Annotated in this window: 17 protein-coding genes and 4 pseudogenes; 14 read left to right on the top strand and 7 right to left on the bottom strand. The window is 61.1% G+C overall.

Annotation, left to right across the window (positions count from 1 at the left end; all coding sequences use genetic code 11):
• Positions 1 to 202: 202 nt before the first annotated feature.
• A pseudogene (locus RUH75_RS14775) lies at positions 203 to 313 on the bottom strand (helix-turn-helix domain-containing protein); the annotation flags it as partial.
• A 508-nt stretch (positions 314 to 821) separates the two neighbouring features.
• Between RUH75_RS14775 and RUH75_RS23700 the strand changes: the two are divergent.
• The 10 genes and pseudogenes from RUH75_RS23700 to RUH75_RS14730 all read left to right on the top strand — a co-directional run bounded on the left by RUH75_RS23700 (position 822) and on the right by RUH75_RS14730 (position 9,319).
• Positions 822 to 1,208 (top strand): hypothetical protein, encoded by a 387-nt coding sequence (locus RUH75_RS23700; RefSeq protein WP_409592370.1) that lies wholly within the window; start codon positions 822 to 824, stop codon positions 1,206 to 1,208.
• A 35-nt stretch (positions 1,209 to 1,243) separates the two neighbouring features.
• A pseudogene (locus RUH75_RS23695) lies at positions 1,244 to 1,619 on the top strand (IS630 family transposase); the annotation flags it as partial.
• Positions 1,620 to 1,838: 219 nt separating this feature from the next.
• Positions 1,839 to 2,384, top strand: coding sequence for a recombinase family protein (locus RUH75_RS14765; protein WP_313807279.1), 546 nt, complete (start codon positions 1,839 to 1,841; stop codon positions 2,382 to 2,384).
• A pseudogene (locus tag RUH75_RS14760) lies at positions 2,357 to 2,941 on the top strand (recombinase family protein); the annotation flags it as partial. The gene RUH75_RS14765 and the pseudogene RUH75_RS14760, both read left to right, overlap by 28 nt.
• 155 nt (positions 2,942 to 3,096) lie before the next feature.
• Complete coding sequence (locus tag RUH75_RS14755) at positions 3,097 to 3,879, top strand: recombinase family protein (protein ID WP_313807281.1); 783 nt, start codon at positions 3,097 to 3,099, stop codon at positions 3,877 to 3,879.
• A gap of 25 nt (positions 3,880 to 3,904) precedes the next feature.
• Positions 3,905 to 4,060: pseudogene (locus RUH75_RS14750) on the top strand (IS630 family transposase); the annotation flags it as partial.
• Between the two features lie 270 nt (positions 4,061 to 4,330).
• Positions 4,331 to 6,583, top strand: a complete 2,253-nt coding sequence (locus RUH75_RS14745; RefSeq protein ID WP_313807277.1) for a TonB-dependent receptor — start codon at positions 4,331 to 4,333, stop codon at positions 6,581 to 6,583.
• 159 nt (positions 6,584 to 6,742) lie between these two features.
• Positions 6,743 to 7,366: a helix-turn-helix domain-containing protein gene (locus tag RUH75_RS14740; RefSeq protein WP_313807275.1), complete on the top strand. Its 624-nt coding sequence runs from the start codon at positions 6,743 to 6,745 to the stop codon at positions 7,364 to 7,366.
• 31 nt (positions 7,367 to 7,397) lie between these two features.
• Positions 7,398 to 8,774, top strand: a complete 1,377-nt coding sequence (locus RUH75_RS14735; RefSeq protein WP_313807273.1) for an aromatic ring-hydroxylating dioxygenase subunit alpha — start codon at positions 7,398 to 7,400, stop codon at positions 8,772 to 8,774.
• Entirely contained in the window at positions 8,774 to 9,319 is a 546-nt protein-coding gene (locus tag RUH75_RS14730) for an aromatic-ring-hydroxylating dioxygenase subunit beta (protein WP_313807268.1), read from the top strand. The genes RUH75_RS14735 and RUH75_RS14730 overlap by 1 nt, the downstream gene beginning before the upstream one ends.
• Positions 9,320 to 9,403: 84 nt before the next feature.
• Here the strand turns inward: RUH75_RS14730 and RUH75_RS14725 are convergent, their stop codons facing one another.
• From RUH75_RS14725 to RUH75_RS14715, 3 genes are all read right to left on the bottom strand, one after another.
• On the bottom strand, positions 9,404 to 9,952 hold the full coding sequence (locus RUH75_RS14725; protein ID WP_313807266.1) for a nuclear transport factor 2 family protein: 549 nt from the start codon (positions 9,950 to 9,952) through the stop codon (positions 9,404 to 9,406).
• Between the two features lie 49 nt (positions 9,953 to 10,001).
• A complete protein-coding gene (locus RUH75_RS14720) occupies positions 10,002 to 10,856 on the bottom strand; it encodes a helix-turn-helix transcriptional regulator (protein ID WP_313807264.1) in 855 nt (284 codons plus the stop codon).
• A 95-nt stretch (positions 10,857 to 10,951) separates the two neighbouring features.
• A complete protein-coding gene (locus RUH75_RS14715) occupies positions 10,952 to 11,572 on the bottom strand; it encodes a VOC family protein (RefSeq protein WP_313807262.1) in 621 nt (206 codons plus the stop codon).
• A 94-nt stretch (positions 11,573 to 11,666) separates the two neighbouring features.
• Here RUH75_RS14715 and RUH75_RS14710 point away from each other — a divergent pair, with 94 nt between their 5' ends.
• The gene (locus RUH75_RS14710; protein WP_313807260.1) at positions 11,667 to 13,031 is read left to right on the top strand and encodes an alpha/beta hydrolase; all 1,365 of its coding nucleotides are present in this window, start codon (positions 11,667 to 11,669) and stop codon (positions 13,029 to 13,031) included.
• Positions 13,032 to 13,130: 99 nt separating this feature from the next.
• A complete protein-coding gene (locus RUH75_RS14705; RefSeq protein ID WP_313807258.1) occupies positions 13,131 to 13,676 on the top strand; it encodes a nuclear transport factor 2 family protein in 546 nt (181 codons plus the stop codon).
• A gap of 13 nt (positions 13,677 to 13,689) precedes the next feature.
• On the opposite strand, the gene RUH75_RS14700 is transcribed toward RUH75_RS14705, so the two are convergent.
• Genes RUH75_RS14700 through RUH75_RS14690 form a run of 3 tightly spaced genes read right to left on the bottom strand, consistent with a single transcriptional unit; the run spans position 13,690 to position 16,206 of the window.
• On the bottom strand, positions 13,690 to 14,325 hold the full coding sequence (locus RUH75_RS14700) for a 3-oxoacid CoA-transferase subunit B (RefSeq protein WP_313807256.1): 636 nt from the start codon (positions 14,323 to 14,325) through the stop codon (positions 13,690 to 13,692).
• 2 nt (positions 14,326 to 14,327) lie between these two features.
• Positions 14,328 to 15,032: a CoA transferase subunit A gene (locus RUH75_RS14695; protein WP_313807254.1), complete on the bottom strand. Its 705-nt coding sequence runs from the start codon at positions 15,030 to 15,032 to the stop codon at positions 14,328 to 14,330.
• Between the two features lie 7 nt (positions 15,033 to 15,039).
• Complete coding sequence (locus tag RUH75_RS14690; protein ID WP_313807252.1) at positions 15,040 to 16,206, bottom strand: thiolase domain-containing protein; 1,167 nt, start codon at positions 16,204 to 16,206, stop codon at positions 15,040 to 15,042.
• 199 nt (positions 16,207 to 16,405) lie between these two features.
• Here RUH75_RS14690 and RUH75_RS14685 point away from each other — a divergent pair, with 199 nt between their 5' ends.
• On the top strand, positions 16,406 to 17,530 hold the full coding sequence (locus RUH75_RS14685) for an NAD(P)-dependent alcohol dehydrogenase (RefSeq protein ID WP_313807250.1): 1,125 nt from the start codon (positions 16,406 to 16,408) through the stop codon (positions 17,528 to 17,530).
• A 296-nt stretch (positions 17,531 to 17,826) separates the two neighbouring features.
• A complete protein-coding gene (locus tag RUH75_RS14680; RefSeq protein WP_313807249.1) occupies positions 17,827 to 18,948 on the top strand; it encodes an acyl-CoA dehydrogenase family protein in 1,122 nt (373 codons plus the stop codon).
• Positions 18,949 to 18,993 lie beyond the last annotated feature (45 nt).

The following is an 18,993-nucleotide window of genomic DNA, read 5'->3' as shown; positions in this document are numbered from 1 at the left end:
CGCCCAGGCAAACATCGATGCTTTGGGCGCATCGACTTCCCAGCCGCAGGCCCGCAACCCGGCGATCAGCACGTCGCGCTCCCGAGGCGTCAGCGCTTCGAACCGGCGCGCGAGCGACTCATCGATGCACTGCACCGGGGCCTCCGCGACCCTGCTGATCGCTGCGGCCGCGGCCGCAGCACCGGTGGGCCGTCGTTTGCCGATACTTCGCCACCGTGTTGCGCGACAGCCCCGTCTCACGCGCAATCGCGCGGGCACTGTGGCCGTGCTTTGCCAAGACTCTGATCTCCATAGCCTCCTCCGCTGTCAGCATTAGGTCCTCCAGAGAGGACCAGCGTTCCAGTAGGTGGCTCACTTCTCAACCGGTGACCCGGCTCACTTTAAATCCGGTGCTAACAGCCCGAGCGCGGCGATGGCCCAACACATCATGAGAGAACTTCGCAGCCCCGATCGGCCACTTCGGCATCGCGGCGACATTGCCGGTTCAATGCAACGATGGCGCGCGCCCACGCCAATTTTGCGCACGGTGTCGGCCCTCGCCAAACCCGCCGCAACCACGCAAATCGACGCTTCCGGGTCGATACACAGGCCGGATTATTCCCTGCGGTGAGCATGCCGGCGAACACGTGCACCGTCTCGGGGGCATCCCTGGACACACCCGCGAACCACAAAACCCATAGCCCCGCGCGCGCGTCAGCGGGTTCGATCAATCCCGCTTCAATGAGGTCGCGCACAGCGCCAAGCCCGACCCTCAGCGCCGCGCGACCTCACAGAAGCCTCCAGATTTTTAGAATCCGTGCTGGTGAAGGAGGCTGGCATGGATGGCTCACACCCTTTCGATGGATTTGCGCACCCGGCTTCTGGCGGCGATCGACGGTGGGCTGAGTTGCCGGGCTGCGTCGGCTCGCTTTGGAGTTGCGCCGTCGACTGCGATCCGCTGGCAGGCGCAGCGGCGCGAGACGGGTGACTTCGCCCCGAAGCCCCAAGGTGGCGACATGCGCTCGCACCGGATCGAAGAGCGAGCGGCCGACATTCTGGCCTTTTGGGAAGCGCGCAAGGACATCTCGCTTGAGGAACTGCGCGCGGGCCTGGCCGGGATCGGTCTGACCGGCTCGGTTGCCGGACTTCACCGCTTCTTCGTGCGCCGAGGCATGACGCGCAAAAAAAGACTGGCCATGCAATCGAGCAGGACCGCCCCGATATCCTGAAGCAGCGCCGCGAGTGGTTCGACGGCCAGCTCGATCTGGAGCCAGAACGGCTCGTGTTCATCGACGAGACCTGGACCGCCACCAACATGACCCGCAGCCATGCCCGCTGCCCGAAAGGCGAGCGGCTGCGGATGGGCTTTCCGCACGGCCACCGCAAAACCACTACGCTAGTCGCTGGTCTGCGCATGAGTGGCAGGGTCGCGCCGATGGTGCTCGATGGTCCGATGAATGGCGACTGGTTCGAAGCCCTATGTCACCCAGGTGCTCGTCCCCGAACTGCAGCCCGGCGACGTCGTCATCATGGACAATCTGTCGAGCCACAAGCGAGCCTCGGTCCGCGAACATATCGAAGCGGCTGGCACGACATTGCGCTTCCTCCCGCCCTACAGCCCTGACCTTAACCCGATCGAGAAAGTGCAGCCTTGGAACCTCTGAGTCACAGGTTCATTTAGCGCCATATGCGGGCCATCGTGCGCTTCTCAGCCTGGCCCGTTGGGTCGGGAGGCGTGACGATGTCGTGTCGCAAACATGTCCGGTGGGCGGATCTGCCGATCGAACGGCGCCGCCGGCTTGTCGTGATTCTGGGAGAGTTGATCCAGCGGCGGATGTCAGCGGACCGGGAGACAGACGATGAAGATGGAACTCGTCGCGGCGCTGCCTGAAAAGATCCGGCAACGACATCAGGAGCGGCAGGCGATCGTCTATGTTCGCCAATCGACGGTACGGCAGGTCAACCAGAACAAGGAGTCGACTCGGCTGCAATATGGCCTCGCGGATCGAGCCTGCGGCCTCGGCTGGGCACGCGAACAGATAACCGTCATCGACGATGACCTTGGTCGTTCAGGCGCCTCGACGCTCGATCGACCAGGCTTCCAGCGCCTCGTCGCGGAGGTGGGGCTCGGGCATGTCGGGTTGGTGCTGGGGATCGAAGTGTCGCGCCTGGCGCGATCCTGCCGTGACTGGCATCAGCTTCTCGAAATGTGTGCGCTGTTCGACACCCTGATCGGTGATGCTGACGGCATCTACGATCCCGGGACATACAATGACCGGCTTCTGCTCGGACTCAAGGGCACGATGAGCGAAGCTGAACTGCACATCCTGAAAGCCCGCATGCATGAGGGGCCAAGGCGCGTCGCGGCGAACTCATCATGGGCCTTCCGCGCGGCTATGTGCTGAAGCCGTCAGGCGACGTTGCGCTTGACCCTGATGAAGGGGTTCAGCGCGCGATCCGACAGGTCTTTGCCGTCTTCGAACGGCGGCGATCGATCAGCGGCGTGCTGTGTTATCTTGCCGATCATGATCTGCGACTGCCCGACCGCGTCTGGAGTGGCCCAAGCAAAGGCGACGTCTGTTGGAATCGGCCGAATCGTGCGACGCTGTCGGACATGTTGCGGCACCCCGCTTATGCCGGCGCCTATGTCTTTGGCCGGCGACAATATGATGGTCGCCGCCGGCTTCCCGGCAAGCCGCACAGCGGGCGCCATTATCTGCGTGACCCACAGAAATGGATGGTGCTCCACCAGGATGCATTACCGGCCTATATCGACTGGGGCAGCTTCGAGAGGAACCAGCAGCAGATGGCCATAAACCGCTCTCGGCACGCCGGCATCCCTCGCGGTGGGGCAGCTCTGCTGGGAGGCCTGATCACCTGCGCGGTGTGCGGACGGCGGATGTTCACCACCTATACAGATGATGGCCGCGACGCGCGCTATGTCTGCCATCAGCTCGCGACAACTTATGGCGAATCGCGCTGCCAATCGATTAGTGCGCGGCCGGTTGACGGCTTGATCACGACGCTGATCCTCGAGGCGCTCTTGCCGGCCGCCATCGATGTGAGCCTGCAGGCCGCTGAGGATATCGAACTCGAACGGCAGCAGCTTCATGGTCAATGGAAGCTTCGACTGGCGCCGGATACGAGACCGCGCTCGTGCGCCGTCGTTACGAGGCGGTTGACCCGGATAATCGCCTGGTTGCCCGGACGCTGGAACGGGACTGGGAACAGGCGCTCGCCGCCGAGCAGTCGCTTCGGGGCGAGCAGCAACGCGCCCTGGCTGAAGAACCCGAGCATCTCACCGAGAACGACCGCGACGCCATACGGCAGTTGGCGCAGGATATCCCGGCGCTCTCGCGTGCGGCATCGACGACGGCACGAGATCGCCAGACGATTGCGCGCATGATGCTTGAGCGGGTCGAAATCCTCGTGGCCGGGGAAACCGAGCGCGCCGAACTTACCTGTCACTGGTCGGGCGGCACCACAACCAGACACGCGTTCACCCGACCGGTACGGCGGTTCGAACAGCTGGAGCACTTCGACAAGCTGCTCGCCCGGATTATGGACCTTCGAAGCCAGGGCGCAACTGCACAGAGTATCGCAGAAATGCTCAATGCCGAAGGCTGGACGCCGCCCAAGAAGGACAACTTCAACGCTCCGATGATCCACCGCCTGCTCCAGCGGCGCGGCCTCGGCACGACACGCCCGATCTGGTCGGGAAACGTCCCGCGTCAGCACGATGGCGAGGTCACCCTCCAGGAATATGCCGATCGCGTCGGTGCCCACCGCCAAACCGTCTACGGATGGCTTCGCCGCGGCCGGATCAAGGGACGACTGGCCAAGGTCGGTTCCCAACGCATCTGGCTCGTCAATGCCGCAAATACCTCAACTGGAATCTGAACTGGAGAGTCATCATGAACACACGATCGAGAACGCCTTCTCGCGCCTCAAAGCCATGCTTCGAAAGATCGGCGAGCGCACTGTGAGCGGCCTTTGGGACCTCATCGGCAAGCTCGTCGATATCTTCCAGCCCAACGAATGCGCCAACTACTTCACTTCGTGCGGCTATGACCCGGAATGATCGAAAAACGCTCTAAACGCATAGTGCACGACATTGATTGCGCGCTTCATCGGACTGGGGCTTGACCCAAGTTCTTGAAAGCTGGTGCGCGGTCCGTTCTCGAGGCTGCGCATATCGAACGCATGAATTGTATATTCAGGGTCGGGCCTTCACCGCAGAAGCCGGGCTGCCTGGGGGGTTGTCCCCCTATAAGGGGGCGGATCGCCACCATGTGATCATATAATGTGAAAGATAACGGGGAAATTAATTCCCGATGATGGGGAGGAAAATATGAAGGGGTATGTAAAGCCGTATCTCGCTGGCTGCTGCGCGATTTGGGTGCTTGGTTCAGCGGCTCCCGCGTTGGCACAATCGGAAAACCCGGACCAGAACGCCGACAGTTCGAGGCAGGTCGAGGAAATCATCGTGACGGCGCAGCGCAGGGAGCAAAAGCTGCAGGACGTGCCCATCGCGGTCTCGGCGGTGACATCTGCCGGACTTCAAGGCGCCGGTGCAACCGGTATGGCCAATCTGCAAGTTGCCGTGCCCTCGTTGAACATCACGCGTAATGCGAATGGCGCCCTTCCGTTTCTGCGCGGCGTTGGGTCTTCGCTCGGCGACATCAACGCCGAATCCTCGGTGGCCGTGTACATCGATGGAGTCTATCAGCCGACCTACCTTGCGAACTACATGGAATTCAATGACGTAGAACGCATCGAAGTGCTCAAGGGCCCTCAGGGTACGCTGTTCGGCCGCAACGCCACCGGCGGCGTCATCCAGGTCATCACCAAGGATCCCACCGAAAAGCTGGAAGGCAGCGCTTACGCGGGCTATGGCAATTACGATACGGCGACATTGAACGGCTATGTCTCCGTTCCGATCGCCGAAGGAGTTGGTCTCAGCACATCCGCCTACTGGAGCCATCGTGATGACGGCTATGGCAGGAACTTGTTCCTGGGCAAAGAGAACCCTGGAGCCAAGGATTTCTCGGCACGCTCGAAACTGGTGCTGAAGCCCGGTGACGCGACCAAGATCACCTTGGCCGGCTATTACTCGAGGTCCATTAACGGCGGCCTTGAAGCGCAGCAGCCCGACATCCCGAATACGACCACCGCCATACCGTTTCCGGGCAAGTTCAACACCAATAACAACTGGCCGAATACGAGCGACGTCAAGTCCTATGGCGGCTCGTTGCATGTAGATCATGATTTCGGCGCAGCCCAGTTCGTGAGCATCACCGGTTATCAGAGGGTGAAGGGCATTTGGCAGCTCGATTTCGATGAAACCCCGATCAATGTCATCGGGACGCACGGCAGCGAAACGAGCAAGATGTGGAGCCAGGAAGTACACCTCCTGTCACCATCCGATTCAAAGATCCAATGGCTCGTTGGAGGCTATTATTACTTCCGGGAATCCGGCTGGGACCCGAACAGTATATATGGCATTGTATTCGATCCCAACTTTACCGACCCCAACGCGGGAATTGACCAATACGGTATCACCAAGGTACGGTCGAAATCGCTTTTCGCCCAGGCGACTGTATCGATCGGGCCAGACACCTCGATCACCGGCGGCTTCCGTTATGCGTGGGAGGACATTAAGGCCACGGCCTATACAACTCCCGTCGGCGTTCCCGTCATAATCGATACCCCTGACGGGCTGCCCGCCCATAACACTTTCTCATACAGCAGGCCGACTTGGCGCATTACGCTCGATCATAAATTCACGCCCGATATCATGGCCTATGCATCCTATAACCGAGGCATGAAGTCCGGCAATTTTGGCTTGGCAGCCGGTGCGATGGGCATAGCTACCCCTTATCAGCCCGAGAAGATCGATGCCTTTGAAGTCGGGTTGAAGACGGAACTGTTCGACCGGCGCGTGCGGTTCAATGTCTCTGGGTTCTATTACGATTTCAAGAACCTGCAGATCCAGAAATATGTTGGAGGCGCGTCCTTCGTTATCAATGCTCCATCAGCTCAGTTCTATGGCGGCGAGGTGGAGTTGGAGGCCCATCCAACCGACCACTTGACCCTGAACGCCAATCTCGGTCTCTTGCATACCGAGTATGGAGACTTCCCGGCCAGTGCGGGCAACAATGTCATAGTAAATACCTGCCTAACCCCATCGGGAAGTAACGACAACGGCGGCTTTATATGCGATCCGGTCACGCACTTCGCGACCACCACGCCGTTCAACGGCAAGGGCCTCCCTGTCGTCCTCGCGCCTGATGTGACAGGCAATATCGGCTTCACCTACCGCCAGCCTTCGTCGGTCGGCGAATTCACCTTCTCGGGGAATGCCTATTACGTGGCCAGTACGTCGGCTGAGGTGGGCAACCGGGTTCGGCAGCCGAGCCATACGTTGCTCAATGGTTCGATCGCGTGGGCCGATAGCTCGGACCGCTTCAGCGTCAGGGTTTGGGGCAAAAACCTGGCTAACGAATATTACTACACTCAGATCTCCCCCGCACCCGGTCTGAACGATGTCGCCGGGCCCGGAGAGCCGCGGACATATGGCTTGACCGTCGGCGTGAAGTTCTGATCGGCCAACATTGATGGGAATGCCGCGCCCCAGCGGGCGCGGCGTTTTTCTGTCACTGGATAATCCACGGAAATAGCGTGCGGTCTTTCCACGCGGCCCGAAATGGCTGATAGCTTCGCCGGCATCACGCCGTCGCAAGGTTTCGAGGCATCGGGTTGAATGGCGCAAATCGAAGGTGAAACGAAAGTTCGCATTTTGACCGCCGCGTTGGAGGTCTTTGCCGAGACTGGGTTTTCCGGCGCCTCGACAAGGGAGATCGCGCGTCGGGCGAATGTTCATCAGCCGGCCCTGGCCTACCATTTTCGCGCTAAGGAGGATTTGTGGAAAGCCGCGATCGACCATGTTTTTGAAGGTTTCCAGGCAATTTTGGACGGCCCGTGCGATCGGCAGGCTTCTCGGGAAGACCGCATTCGCGCCTTTATTACGATGCTATTCCAGTACGTCGCGCAACATCCTGCTTGGTTTGCTTTCATCATCCACGAGGGTCGGACGGTCGAAGAGCGCAGCAAGTACATGGTCGAGCGCTGGCTGCTTCCCCAGGCTCGGGCAATGCTGCGAATTCTGGCCGGGCTTGACTGGCCGCGGGACGAGGCGGGAATACGTTTTGCCCAGAGCGTTCTGGCGATCGTGACCGGAGCGACCTCAATCTTTGCGCAGCGCGAATCGATCCTGCAACTCTCCCGCCTTGATGTCCGGTCGCCGTCATTTGTCCAGTACCATGCTGATGTGGTGACAAGGCTGATCACGGCCGAAATCCTCAATCTCGCCGACTCACAGCATTGACGTCCGCGGCACCGGCGATCTGTCGGGAGTGATGACCCTTGACAGGCACTGCCAGCATATTTTATCGATCGATAAAATCACCGCGCGATTGAGGAGAGGCCGCATGAATGCCATGTTTGGGCAGGAATTGCGCAACGACGAGACGACCTTCAGTCGGTCGATCTTTTCCAGCGAAGGCGTTCACGCGGCCGAGATCGAGACGATCTTCAACAGTACGTGGCTCTATGTGGCTCACGCAGCGGAATTGCCGGATCCGGGCAGTTATGTCGTCCGCCCGATGGGTGGAGACGAGGCCATCATCATCCGGGGCAAGGATGGGGTCATTCGCGGCTTCCTGAATTCCTGCCGGCATCGCGGCATGCAACTTTGTCGCGCGGATGCAGGCCGTTCTTCGCGGCTTGTGTGCCCCTATCACGCTTGGACGTTCGACAGTGAGGGCAAGCTGGTCACAACATCTTATGACCAGCACTACGACAAGGCCTGGTTCGACGAGCTCGGCTTGACGCCGGTGGGCAGGATCGACAGTTACAAAGGATTAATATTCGCAAGCTGGAACGATCAGGTCTGCCCGCTCGACGAACATCTGGGGGACCTGCGCTGGTATCTCGATATACTTTTCGCCCGCACGCCCTGCGGAGTTACACCGTTGGGACCGCCGCAGCGATGGGTTGTCGATACGAACTGGAAAATTGCCGGTCTCAATTTCCTCGATTCTCAGCATGCCCTTCGCACGCATGCGGGGCCACTCGATGCCGTCTACAAGGCCGGCGGTCCGCCCCCGCAGGAACTGGCCAAGCTGGTCGACCGGTCGCCGCAAATTACTTTTCCTCAAGGTCACGGGATCGTATCCGCCCTGAGGGGCGATGCGCCTCCATTCGCGGGCTGGGACGAGGCGCTCGTGCCGCTGTTCGAGCAGACGCTTTCCCCGGCACAATTCGCGCATTTCAGAGACTGCCCGCCTCAGGTCGGCACGATATTCCCCAACCTTTCCTGGGCGGAACCCTTGCTGACGGTCAGCACCAGAACCCCGCCCATTCATTTTCTCCTGCTGCGTCTGTGGCAGCCGCGTGGTGCGAACCAGATCGAAGTCACTAGCTGGTATTTCGCCGACAAGGAAGCCTCGGAAGAATGGCGACATGCGTCTCACCTGGTCGCTGCGCAATCTTTCGGGGTCGGTGGTGTTTTTGATGAAGATGATATGGAGGCATGGGCCGGGATTAGCCGCAGCATCCGCAATCCGATCTCCAGGCGCGTGCCGGTGCATTTCAATGCAGGGCGAGGAATGGCGCCCATTGAGAATTTCTCCGGTCCGGGCACCGCTTATCCGTCATTGCTGATCGACCGGGCGCAGCTTGGATTCCTCACGCGCTGGCGGGAGCTGATGGGCAAGGCCGAGGAGGTTGCGTGATGGCGACGGTAACGGAAGAAGCGCGTTCGACATGGCATGATCACGTGTCCGACGCCGAATACCGCATGGTGATGGAATTTCTGTTCAGGGAGGCGATGCTTCTCGACGCAGGGCGGTTGGTGGAGTGGTTGGAACTGCTTGCGCCGCAAATCAGATATACTCTTGAAACGCCGCGTTTCGAAATGGTTCAGGCCACCATGCGGCAGGGAGAGCCTTCGGTCTGTCTGATGAACGAAGACATGGGATCGCTCGAAGCCCGCGTGAAACAGCTGACGACGCCTTCGCTGACTTTGGCCGAAAACCCGCGGTCGATCTCTCGTCGCTTCGTCACCAATATACTGGTCGAGCGCCACGAGGGCCAATTGCTTGCTCATTCGAACGTCCTGCTCCACCGTCTGCGGGTCGGGCAGGGCGCGCCTCACGGATTTTCGACGCAGCGTACGGACAGGTTCGCGATGATAGACGGGCGGTTGAAACTGGCGCAAAGGCAAGCTCGGCTCGACGAGCCTATGATCAACACGCACAGCATTTCCGCCATGTTCTGATCGCTTATTCGAGCGTGACGTCGCAGTGCGGTGCCGGCGTACCGCACGGCCTATCGTCCATTTCGCGGGGCGGGTAGCCCGGACTTATGTCTCAAGCCTAGCTTTCAGGAGATATGACGGATCGGACAGGTCGCGCGAACCCTTCGTCCAGTTCGGTCCCAGAGACATCCGCGCCCCCGCGGAAAGCAAGGTTGCGGATTCGGGAACGGCGGTGCGATGTTGGCAGCGCCAGATGCCGTTCTTCCGTTTGAAATGGTCAACGTAACGACCGGCAAAAAAGGCTTCGACCGGTTGGTTCTGATCGGAGTTTTCGGGATCGGCGCCGGCAAGGCTCTGCCAGGTCAGCACATAGGCTTCGCACAAGGCATCGTCGGGCCCCGTGAACTCGACATGGATGTTGCCAATGTGGTGAAAGGAGATTGCAATGTCCCGGTGGCGCTCCCGCAGCCAGGTGATCATCCCGTCGACGCCGCCATTATAGTCGCCATGATTATCGATCGCGTCCGCATGGTATGTTCCGCGCACGACTTCATAATCGCGCCGGTCTACGCCCCGAGCAAACCTGTAGAGGCAATTCTGGATTTCGAGCTGATCGGCAAAACGGGCAAAAGCCGTCGGATTGGCTTGGTTCATCGGAAAATCCCGTCGCGTGGGAACTGCGGTCGCATTTCTTGATCCGGCCTCACAACCCCAGTTTCGCGCCCGACCGATCCCCATGAGGCGCGATCAGAGAGAGATACCAGATGATCAGTTCGCGATTGCTGCTGATGCAAAGCCGGTCGTAGACGCGCTTGCGATAAGTCATCACCGTTTCGCGTCCGATGTCGAGATCGAGGGCGATACCCTCGGTCGTCAAACCATAGAGGATGCGCGAGGCAACTTGCGCTTCCCGCTTGGGCAGCGCTTCCCGCGCGCTTTCAATGGTCCGTGCTATTTCGGGCAGCCGGTTGAGGATGCCGGAAATGCGTGCGGTTTGGGACAGCAGGTCAAAGTGGCGCTGGATCATGCTGAAAGCGATGTCGGATGTGGCGCGAAGCCCGGCAAGTTCGTTGCTGGTGAAGGCCCCGCGTTCGTCCGATCGCAGCATGCTCAGGCCAAGGATGCCGTCCGGCCCCCGTCCGCAGATGATCACGCGCTCGCGCAAGTGCATGCGATAGTAGAGAAAATCTCGCAATTCGCGCTGATCCGCGTGCTTTGCGTCAAGATGGGAAAACAACGGCCGCGCCAGGGGATCGGCCTTCGCTTCAAGATACCACGGATCGCCATGCCAAAGCTGGTTGCGGATGTAGAGGCGCGCCTGGTCATCGGCTGCCTCGCTTTCATCGACGCTGGCGGCGGCAATGATATCCGGCGCGTCATCGGTGATCCGGAATATCTGGATGTGCCCGGCGCCGCAAAGCCGGTTGAGGAAACCGAGCAGCGTGACTTCGAAACTTGGTTGTCCGATCGCGGAAATGGTGTTCGGCAGATTATGCTCGCGCCTTGGATCAGGCCGCGTCTCGATTGATCCCACCTGTTCCACAATGGCGCCTGGCATCGGTCTTCTCCCGTTTTCGCTCTCGCGCTTGTTCTGTTTTTGGTTTCGTCCGTAACCCTGCACGCTTCAGAAACGTGAATTGCACAATATTGCCGCTACGTGTTGTAGCGCTTTCGCTGCTCATGGATCAACGAGACCAGCAGATCGGTGGGGTCAAGTTTTTCCTCTTGCGCGCGCTTCTTGGCGTCGCACCACATCTTGAGGTCCGTCTTGCCCTGCTCGCCATGGCGGTTCCAGTTGCGATCGAGCGGCGTGGTGATTTCCATGCGGATGCCGTTGGGATCATGGAAGTAGACGCTGTAGATGAGGCCCTTGTGATCGACGGGCCCCACCACGTCGATGTCGTTTTCCACGAGCCAGGCATGCCACCGATCCACTTCGTCGCGGTCCTTGGCCTCCAGCGCGATATGATCGAACACCTTGTAGGCCTCGTGGGCCGGTTCGGGGCGTTCAGGCAAGCCGATGGCCTCGAAGAAGGCTATGGTCGAACCATCCTGCATGCGAAAGAAGATATGGAAATAGGGAAACGCGTCGCCGGTGGAGGGCACAACGTCGTCATAGACCGTGCTGGCCAGTTCCATCCCCATGATGCGCGTGTAGAAGTCGGCTGTCGCTTCGACGTCGTGCGTTACCCAGGCCGCATGATTGAGCATCATCGGAGTGAGTCCGGGGTTCTTCTTTCTCGATGTAGCCGTTTGCAGAGCAAGATCTGCCATCTTCCATTCTCCGAATCTCGAACTCGCTGCAATCTTGTCACAATCGATAAGCCAAGCCGCGCCTCATGCCTGTCCCCGCCCACGGTGACGAAGGATGCGCGGCGCGCCTCCGGAGCCCTGTGCACGTCATCAAGGCGCGTGCGGCCCGGCGGGCAAGGCAATGTCCCCCGTCGAAGGGATTGGTGCGAAGCGGCGCGGTCCGTACTTTCGCCCGACACGCGATCTGTTCAAGGCCCGGAGCCCGAAAGACACAATGACGATGATCAAATCCGCCGGGATTCCCGATATGCCGCTCGAATTCGAGTGGGTGCACATTGCCTATGATGATAGTTCCAGCTTCGTGGAAACCTACGGATTCGCGGGCAACCAGGGCGCGGTCAACCTGGAAGGCGTCCGTATCCGGCCCAGGGATCTGCCCTCGGACACCCTGCTCATCTTCATGCATCCGGCATCGACCTTGCAGCTTCTTCCCGTACCGCGCGCGGCCGCGGCCATGGGCGCGCACGTGCTATGCGCGGGCAGCCGTTATGCCCGGAACGACTCCGCCGCGATCCTGGAAAAAGTGCTGCTCGATCTGGGCGCTTATATCCGTCATGCCAAAGCGGTCTGGGGGTACCGGAAGGTCGTGCTGACCGGATGGAGCGGAGGAGGATCGCTCTCGCTGTTCTACCAGTCCCAGGCGGAGAATCCCACCATCACGCACACGCCCGCCGGCGATCCCGTGAATATCGTCGGGGCCGGCCTGATCCCGGCAGACGCGGTCATATTCCAGGCGGCGCACATCTCGCGCGCGCGTCTGCTGCTGGACATCATTGATCCTTCCGTGCGTGACGAATCCGATCCCGATGGCCGGGATCCGATGCTGGACATCTACAATCCGGCCAATCCCAACCAGCCTCCCTATTCGTCGGGGTTCTTGCTCGGCTATCGCGAAGCGCAGATCGCCCGGATGCACCGGATCACGGCGTGGGTGAAGGAGACGCTGGCGACGCTGAAGGCTCGCAACACCGGCGAGGTGGAGCGTGGCTTTGTCACGCACCGCACGCTGGCCGATCCCCGGTTTCTCGACGGTACGATCGATCCCAACGATCGCCGCACGGGCTGGTGCTATCTCGGCAATCCCGAAACAGTGAATTCGGGCCCGGTCGGCCTCGCCCGCTTCTCGACGCTGCGCGCCTGGCTCTCGCAGTGGTCGATCGAGGACAGCAACGCCGATGGCCTGCTCTGCGCTGGCCGTATGACCGCGCCGCTGCTTGTGATTGAAAATACGGCGGATGATGCCGTTCCCCGAACGCACCCGCTGAGCATCTTTGATGCCGCCGGCAGCGCCGACAAGCGTTTCGAACGCATAGAGGGCGCGACGCACTATTACATGGGGCAACCGGAATTGCTCGACCAGGCAAGCAATCTTATCCTCGACTGGCTGGAGGACCGAAAGCTGTTCGAACGGCCGTTTTGAGCCAACCTGCTGGGCGCGCCTTAGACGAACCAGCTTTGGGGGAACAACCCAGCTTGCCGGGGTTCTGAATGGTGTCAGCTTTATGGACAGGAGCGGAAAATGGCGGCGACAGTTTCAATGATACAGACGGAGCTTGCTCATCGCGAAGCCATTCGCGACTGTCTCGCCCGATGCGCGCGCGGTCTGGACCGTTGTGATGTCGAACTGCTCCGCGGCGCCTACTGGCCGGACGCCACGGACGATCACATGGAAGGCCTCTTCGTCGGGAACGCCTATGAATTCATCGATTTCATAGTGCCGATATTGAAGAAAATGGACCAGACGCAGCATTTCCTGGGCAACATGCTCATCGATATCCACGGCAATTTCGCCGACATCGAGACATACTATCAATCCATTCACCGCGTTCGCCGGTCGGACGATGCGGCCTACGATGTCGTGGTGAACTGCCGTTACCTCGATAACATGGAACTCAGGGACGACGAATGGCGCATCCTCAGGCGCGTCGTCGTGCCCGACTGGTTCAGAATCTTCCCGGACTCAGCCGATTGGAGCGCAGGCTTCATGGGCGTGAAGGCGGAGCCGGGAGGGCGCAAGCCGAATGATCGCAGCTACCAGCTTCTTGCGGCAGCGTTTCCCGATTGAACTGGTGCAAAGGTCAGATCAGATAGCGGGCCAGAGTTTTCGCGGCGACCTCGTCCGCCGTTACGCCGGGCGCCAGCTCGACCAGCCGGTAAGGGCCCTGCCGGGTCGGCCGGGCGAAGGCGGCAAGGTCGGTTATCAGCATGTCGACGACACCCTTGCCGGTCAGCGGCAGGTTGCAGTTCGGGAGGAACTTTGGGCTGCCATTCTTGCTGACATGCTCCATCAGCACGATGATCTTTTTCGCCCCCGCGACCAGGTCCATGGCGCCGCCCATGCCCTTGATCATCTTGCCCGGAATGATCCAGTTGGCGACGTCGCCGTCTTCGGAGACTTCCATCGCGCCCAGGATGGTCAGGTCTATGTGCCCGCCCCGGATCATCGCGAAGCTGTCGGCTGAACTGAAATAGGCGCTCGAAGGCAGTTCGGAGATCGTCTGCTTGCCGGCGTTGATGAGGTCCGCGTCCTCCTCTCCCGCAAGGGGATAGGGGCCGATGCCCAACATGCCGTTTTCCGATTGCAGCGAGACGGTGATGCCGTCGGGAATGTTGTTCGCAACCAGTGTGGGGATGCCGATGCCGAGGTTGACGTAGTATCCTTCCTGCAACTCGCGCGCCGCGCGCCGGGCGATTTCTTCTCGCGTCCAAGCCATGTTCAGGCCTCCACTGTCCGCACGGTGCGGAACTCGATCTTCTTGTCGTAGGGACTGCCGCAGATGAGGCGCTTGACGTAAATGCCCGGAAGATGGATTGCATCAGGTTCCAGAGTTCCTGTCGGCACGATTTCCTCGACTTCGGCCACGCAGATCGGGGAAGCCGTCGCCATCACCGGGTTGAAGTTGCGCGCCGTCTTGCGGAAGACGATGTTGCCGGCCTCATCGGCCTTCCAGCCCTTGACCAGCGAGAGGTCGCCCCGGATCGCGCGCTCCATGATGTAGGTCTCGCCATCGAATTCCTTGTGTTCCTTGCCTTCGGCGACGATCGTTCCCACGCCGGTCTTGGTGTAGAAGGCGGGAATGCCGGCGCCGCCGGCGCGGCAGCGTTCGGCAAGCGTCCCTTGCGGGTTGAATTCCAGCTCCAGCTCGCCGCTCAGATACTGGCGCTCGAATTCCTTGTTTTCGCCCACGTAGGACGAGAGCATCTTCCGGACCTGCCGCGTGTTGAGTAGTTGACCGAGCCCCACGCCGTCGATGCCGGCGTTGTTGGACACGACAGTCAGCGATTTCACGCCTGAATCGCGCACAGCGTCGATCAGCCGTTCGGGAATGCCGCATAGACCGAAACCGCCGACACACAGCGTTATGCCGTCGCGCAGCAGGCCCTCCAGCGCTTCGGTCGCATTGGCATAGATTCGTCGCATCGTTACCTCACGCCTTGACGGGTTCGAGAATGGACACGGCGCTGTTGACCGCGCCGCCGCCCATGTTGAGGCAGAGCCCCAGTTCGGGCGTGCGCTCGAGCTGCATCTCCCCGGCCTCGCCCAATAATTGGCGGGCGATCAGCACGTGCATCGAGACGCCGGTGGCGCCGACGGGATGGCCCTTGGCCTTCAGGCCGCCGGAAAGGTTGATCGGGAGGCGTCCCTCCCGCTCGGTCTGGCCTTCGCGGACAATGGCTGAGCCCTGGCCCGGGGCCGCGAGCCCCAGCGCCTCGACCGACAGCAGTTCCGCGATCGTGAAGCAATCGTGAACTTCGGCAAGATCAATGTCGTCGACGCCGACGCCCGCTTGCGCATAGGCGCGGCGGACGGCCATGGTCGGCCCTTCGAATTTCTCGGGACGCTTGGCGGAAAGCGGCAGGAAATCGCTGACCATCTCGGCCGCGCGGAAGCCGACCGCGCGCTTGAATTGTCCGAGAACGGAACGGTGCGCGACCACCACGGCGGCCGCGCCGTCGGTAATCAGCGAGCAGTCGCTGAGCTTGAGCGGCGGCGCGATCATCGGATTCTTGTCGCTGACCGCCATGCAGTAATCGAACTCGACCAGCCGACGCATATGCGCCAGCGGATTGCGCATGGCATTGGCGTGGTTCTTCACCGAGATCCTGGCCATTGCCTCTCCAGGGTCTTCGTAGGCTTCCGCATAGGCCTGCGCGAAATGGGCGAAGATCTGCGGAAACGACATGTCCGCTTCTTCCGCCTGGTAGGCCGCGCCGCCCAGCGCCCTGGTTACGCCCGCCGTATCGAGCCCCGTCATCTTTTCCACGCCGACCACCAGCGCAATGCGGCAGCGACCGCTGTTTACAGCGTCAAGCGCGGCATAGAGCGCGGCGCTGCCAGATGCGCAGGCATTCTCGCAACGCATCGCGGGCTTGAAGCGCAAGCCCTCGTCGGCATGCAGGATCATCGAGGAGCAGAAGCCGTCCGGGACCAGGCCCGAATTGAAGTGTCCCAGCCACACGCCGTCGACATCGCTGCCGCCGACGCCCGCGTCCGCAAGCGCTTCTCGGGCCGCCTCCTGGATGAGATCTTCGAGGCTCAGCGCATCGAGCTTGCCAAACCGCGTGTGCCCGGTGCCGACGATTACCGCGTCCATTGTGTCTGTCCCGATGTCATTGTGCCGCTTGCACGAGGTGGTGCGCGAAACCGCACCCGAGGATTGTGCTATTGCCCGGGATGGCCCGTATTCTCTGTCCCTTGAGACAGGGACGGCAGGGAGTGCAAGGCACGCGTACCCGAGGCGCGATCTTGCCGCTGGCTGTTTCGGAGCAGCCAGTCACCTGACGGGGAGATAAGTGCAACTCGCCGCGATGCCTAAGGGTCGAAGCGCGACGAACTTTTTCATCGCCGTTATTCTGCGAGGAGCTTTTCAAATGACGACGTCCGCCGAGGCTCTGCCGGAAAGCCGCCGTGTATTTCGCCTGTTCCCGGAAGGCGAGGCGCTTCGTTTCGAGTTGAAGAACGAAGGATTGCCGGCTCTCGCCCCGAACCATGTGCTTGTCCGCATCAAGGCCGCAAGCCTCAATTACCGGGACCTTCTTGTTGCGCGCGGGCAGGTCAAAGGCGTCAAGGAGGGATTGATTCCTCTGTCCGACGGTGCGGGGGAGGTGATGGCGACCGGTCAGGGAACCACGCGCTGGCGCCCGGGAGACAGGGTCGCGCCGATTTTCTACAGCGCCTGGCACACGGGCCGGTTCTACACGGACTACATCGCATCGGGCCTCGGCGCCGGGACGGCGGACGGTGTTCTGGCGGATGTCATCGCTGTGCACGAAGATGCGCTCGTGCGTCTGCCCGATGCATATGATTTCGCCGAGGGGGCCACTTTGCCCTGCGCGGCCGTGACGGCCTGGCAGTCGCTCATCGTGCGGGGGGGACTGGCGGAAGGGGATACGCTGCTCGTTCAGGGGACCGGCGGCGTGGCGCTCTTTGGATTGCAAATCGCAAATGCAGTCGGGGCACGGACGATCGTGATTTCCTCTTCGGACGAGAAGTGCAGGCGAGCCATCGAAATGGGCGCGTCCGCCACCGTCAATTATCGCACCGTGCCGGAATGGGATATCGAGGTGCGCCGGCTTACCGATGGCCTGGGCGCATCGCACATCCTCGAGCTTGTCGGTCCGGCAACGTTCGACCGTTCGCTGCGCGCGCTTCGCGCCGGCGGGCACATTGCCCAGATCGGCGTGATCACCGGCTTCGGGGTACAATCGAACCTGTTCCGGCTGCAGCAGATCAACGGGACCATCGATGGCATCAACGTCGGCTCTCGCGAGCAATTCGAAGCCATGAACGATTTCTTCTGCAAACATGGGATAAGGCCTGCGATCGACCGCATTTTCCCGATGGAGGAGACGTCTGCCGCGCTGGAGGAACTGGCGAACGGAATGCACTTCGGGAAACTCGTAATCGGGCTCAATTGAGCAACGCCCGCTCGCACAGCGCTTCTTCTCGCATGATGTCACCCGGGGCGGGGACTGAGAAACAGGAGCCTGAAGGGCTATCTTGGTGGAAATGGCAAGCCGGTGGAGTCACGATGTCCGGGCGGCGCGGGGTCGTTCGCGGAGCGTGAGGTTCCGGAGTTACAGTGTAGAGCATTTCGGTATCCCGCCGGAAATCGTGAGAGGTATTCTCGATGAAGTCTTCTGTCACCGCGATCAGTGAACGGGTTGAGGGACCGGGCGTCGTTCGAACTCGTGAGGAATGGCGGACACTGTTTTTGACCGAGATCGAGCAGATCGGCCCGGCCTTGAGCGAGGAAATTGCTGCATGCGAGGAATTGCGCCACCTCTCGCCGCGCGTTCTGGAGCTGCTCCGCAAGTCGAGCCTGCGCTATCTGAAGTACCCTGCGGTCCTGGGCGGCGCGGAGGCGGACAACGCGCTGCAGTGGGAAGTCATCGAGCGGCTGGGCTATTATAACGGGGCCGCTTCGTGGTGCATGTTCATCTACATGGACATGATCGGCATGCTGGCCGCCCATTTGCCCGAAGAGGGCCGTCAGAAGCTGTTCAGCGAGGATATCCCGTTGGCGTGCGGGGGCAGCGCCGGCGTCATGGGTGAGATGGTTCCCGTGGAGGGCGGCTACCGCCTGAGCGGCCGCTGGATTTACGGCAGCGGCATCGAGGGTTGCGACTGGGTGGCGTGCGGCGCGATCGACAAGTCGAACCCTGAACTGCCGCCCCGCTATCTCGTGTTCCCGGCGTCCGAGGTAAAGCTCGTCGACAACTGGCACGTGCTGGGCATGCGCGGCAGCGGCAGCTGCGATTTCTACGTCGAGAATATCTTCGTGCCCGTCGAACTGACCTATCCGCTCGACGGTACGCATCCGCGCGGAGGCATTCTCTATGACCTCAGCCTTATCGGCTATATCGCGCATACCGTGCCCGCCGTAGCAATGGGCATCGCCCAGCGGGCGGTGGACGAACTTGCCGGCATCGCGAAGGCCAAGATGCGCGGGTACAGCAAGAAGATCTCGCTGGCGCAGCGCGGCGTGTTCCAGGCTTTCCTCGCCGAAGCCGACATGAAGATTCGCAGCGGCAGGGCGCTCATGCTCGAAAACGGCCTGCGTCTCTTCGAGGAAGCGAAGCGCGACAGCAGCAAGATAGCCGCGGTGGAAGGCGAGGCGCGCGCGGCGGGCGCCTATGTCATGCGGCAGATGATGGAAGTCGTCAGCGACGCGGTTCGCCATGCTGGCGGCGACGGCATCCGCCAGGGCGGATTCCTGGAACAGGCGGTGCGCGACGTGCACACCGCCGACACCCACTACGTTTGCGGCGACATCTCCATGGAAGTGCACGGGCAATTCATTCTGGGCCTCCAGGAAGCCGACCAGACGGTATGAGATCTCCCCTCCCCTGAGCGGGGAGGGGATTCATGAGCTGCGATC

Source organism: Sphingobium sp., assembly GCF_032153725.1.
Taxonomy (GTDB): domain Bacteria; phylum Pseudomonadota; class Alphaproteobacteria; order Sphingomonadales; family Sphingomonadaceae; genus Sphingobium.
This window is presented reverse-complemented; position numbering and strand designations above follow the sequence as displayed.

Bases quoted from the DNA above. Each gene is read 5' to 3' on its own strand.
- RUH75_RS23700 (WP_409592370.1), top strand. From the start codon at position 822: ATGGCTCACACCCTTTCGATGGATTTGCGCACCCGGCTTCTGGCGGCG.
- RUH75_RS14765 (WP_313807279.1), top strand. From the start codon at position 1,839: ATGAAGATGGAACTCGTCGCGGCGCTGCCTGAAAAGATCCGGCAACGA.
- RUH75_RS14755 (WP_313807281.1), top strand. From the start codon at position 3,097: ATGGAAGCTTCGACTGGCGCCGGATACGAGACCGCGCTCGTGCGCCGT.
- RUH75_RS14745 (WP_313807277.1), top strand. From the start codon at position 4,331: ATGAAGGGGTATGTAAAGCCGTATCTCGCTGGCTGCTGCGCGATTTGG.
- RUH75_RS14740 (WP_313807275.1), top strand. From the start codon at position 6,743: ATGGCGCAAATCGAAGGTGAAACGAAAGTTCGCATTTTGACCGCCGCG.
- RUH75_RS14735 (WP_313807273.1), top strand. From the start codon at position 7,398: ATGACCCTTGACAGGCACTGCCAGCATATTTTATCGATCGATAAAATC.
- RUH75_RS14730 (WP_313807268.1), top strand. From the start codon at position 8,774: ATGGCGACGGTAACGGAAGAAGCGCGTTCGACATGGCATGATCACGTG.
- RUH75_RS14725 (WP_313807266.1), bottom strand. From the start codon at position 9,952: ATGAACCAAGCCAATCCGACGGCTTTTGCCCGTTTTGCCGATCAGCTC.
- RUH75_RS14720 (WP_313807264.1), bottom strand. From the start codon at position 10,856: ATGCCAGGCGCCATTGTGGAACAGGTGGGATCAATCGAGACGCGGCCT.
- RUH75_RS14715 (WP_313807262.1), bottom strand. From the start codon at position 11,572: ATGGCAGATCTTGCTCTGCAAACGGCTACATCGAGAAAGAAGAACCCC.
- RUH75_RS14710 (WP_313807260.1), top strand. From the start codon at position 11,667: ATGCGCGGCGCGCCTCCGGAGCCCTGTGCACGTCATCAAGGCGCGTGC.
- RUH75_RS14705 (WP_313807258.1), top strand. From the start codon at position 13,131: ATGGCGGCGACAGTTTCAATGATACAGACGGAGCTTGCTCATCGCGAA.
- RUH75_RS14700 (WP_313807256.1), bottom strand. From the start codon at position 14,325: ATGGCTTGGACGCGAGAAGAAATCGCCCGGCGCGCGGCGCGCGAGTTG.
- RUH75_RS14695 (WP_313807254.1), bottom strand. From the start codon at position 15,032: ATGCGACGAATCTATGCCAATGCGACCGAAGCGCTGGAGGGCCTGCTG.
- RUH75_RS14690 (WP_313807252.1), bottom strand. From the start codon at position 16,206: ATGGACGCGGTAATCGTCGGCACCGGGCACACGCGGTTTGGCAAGCTC.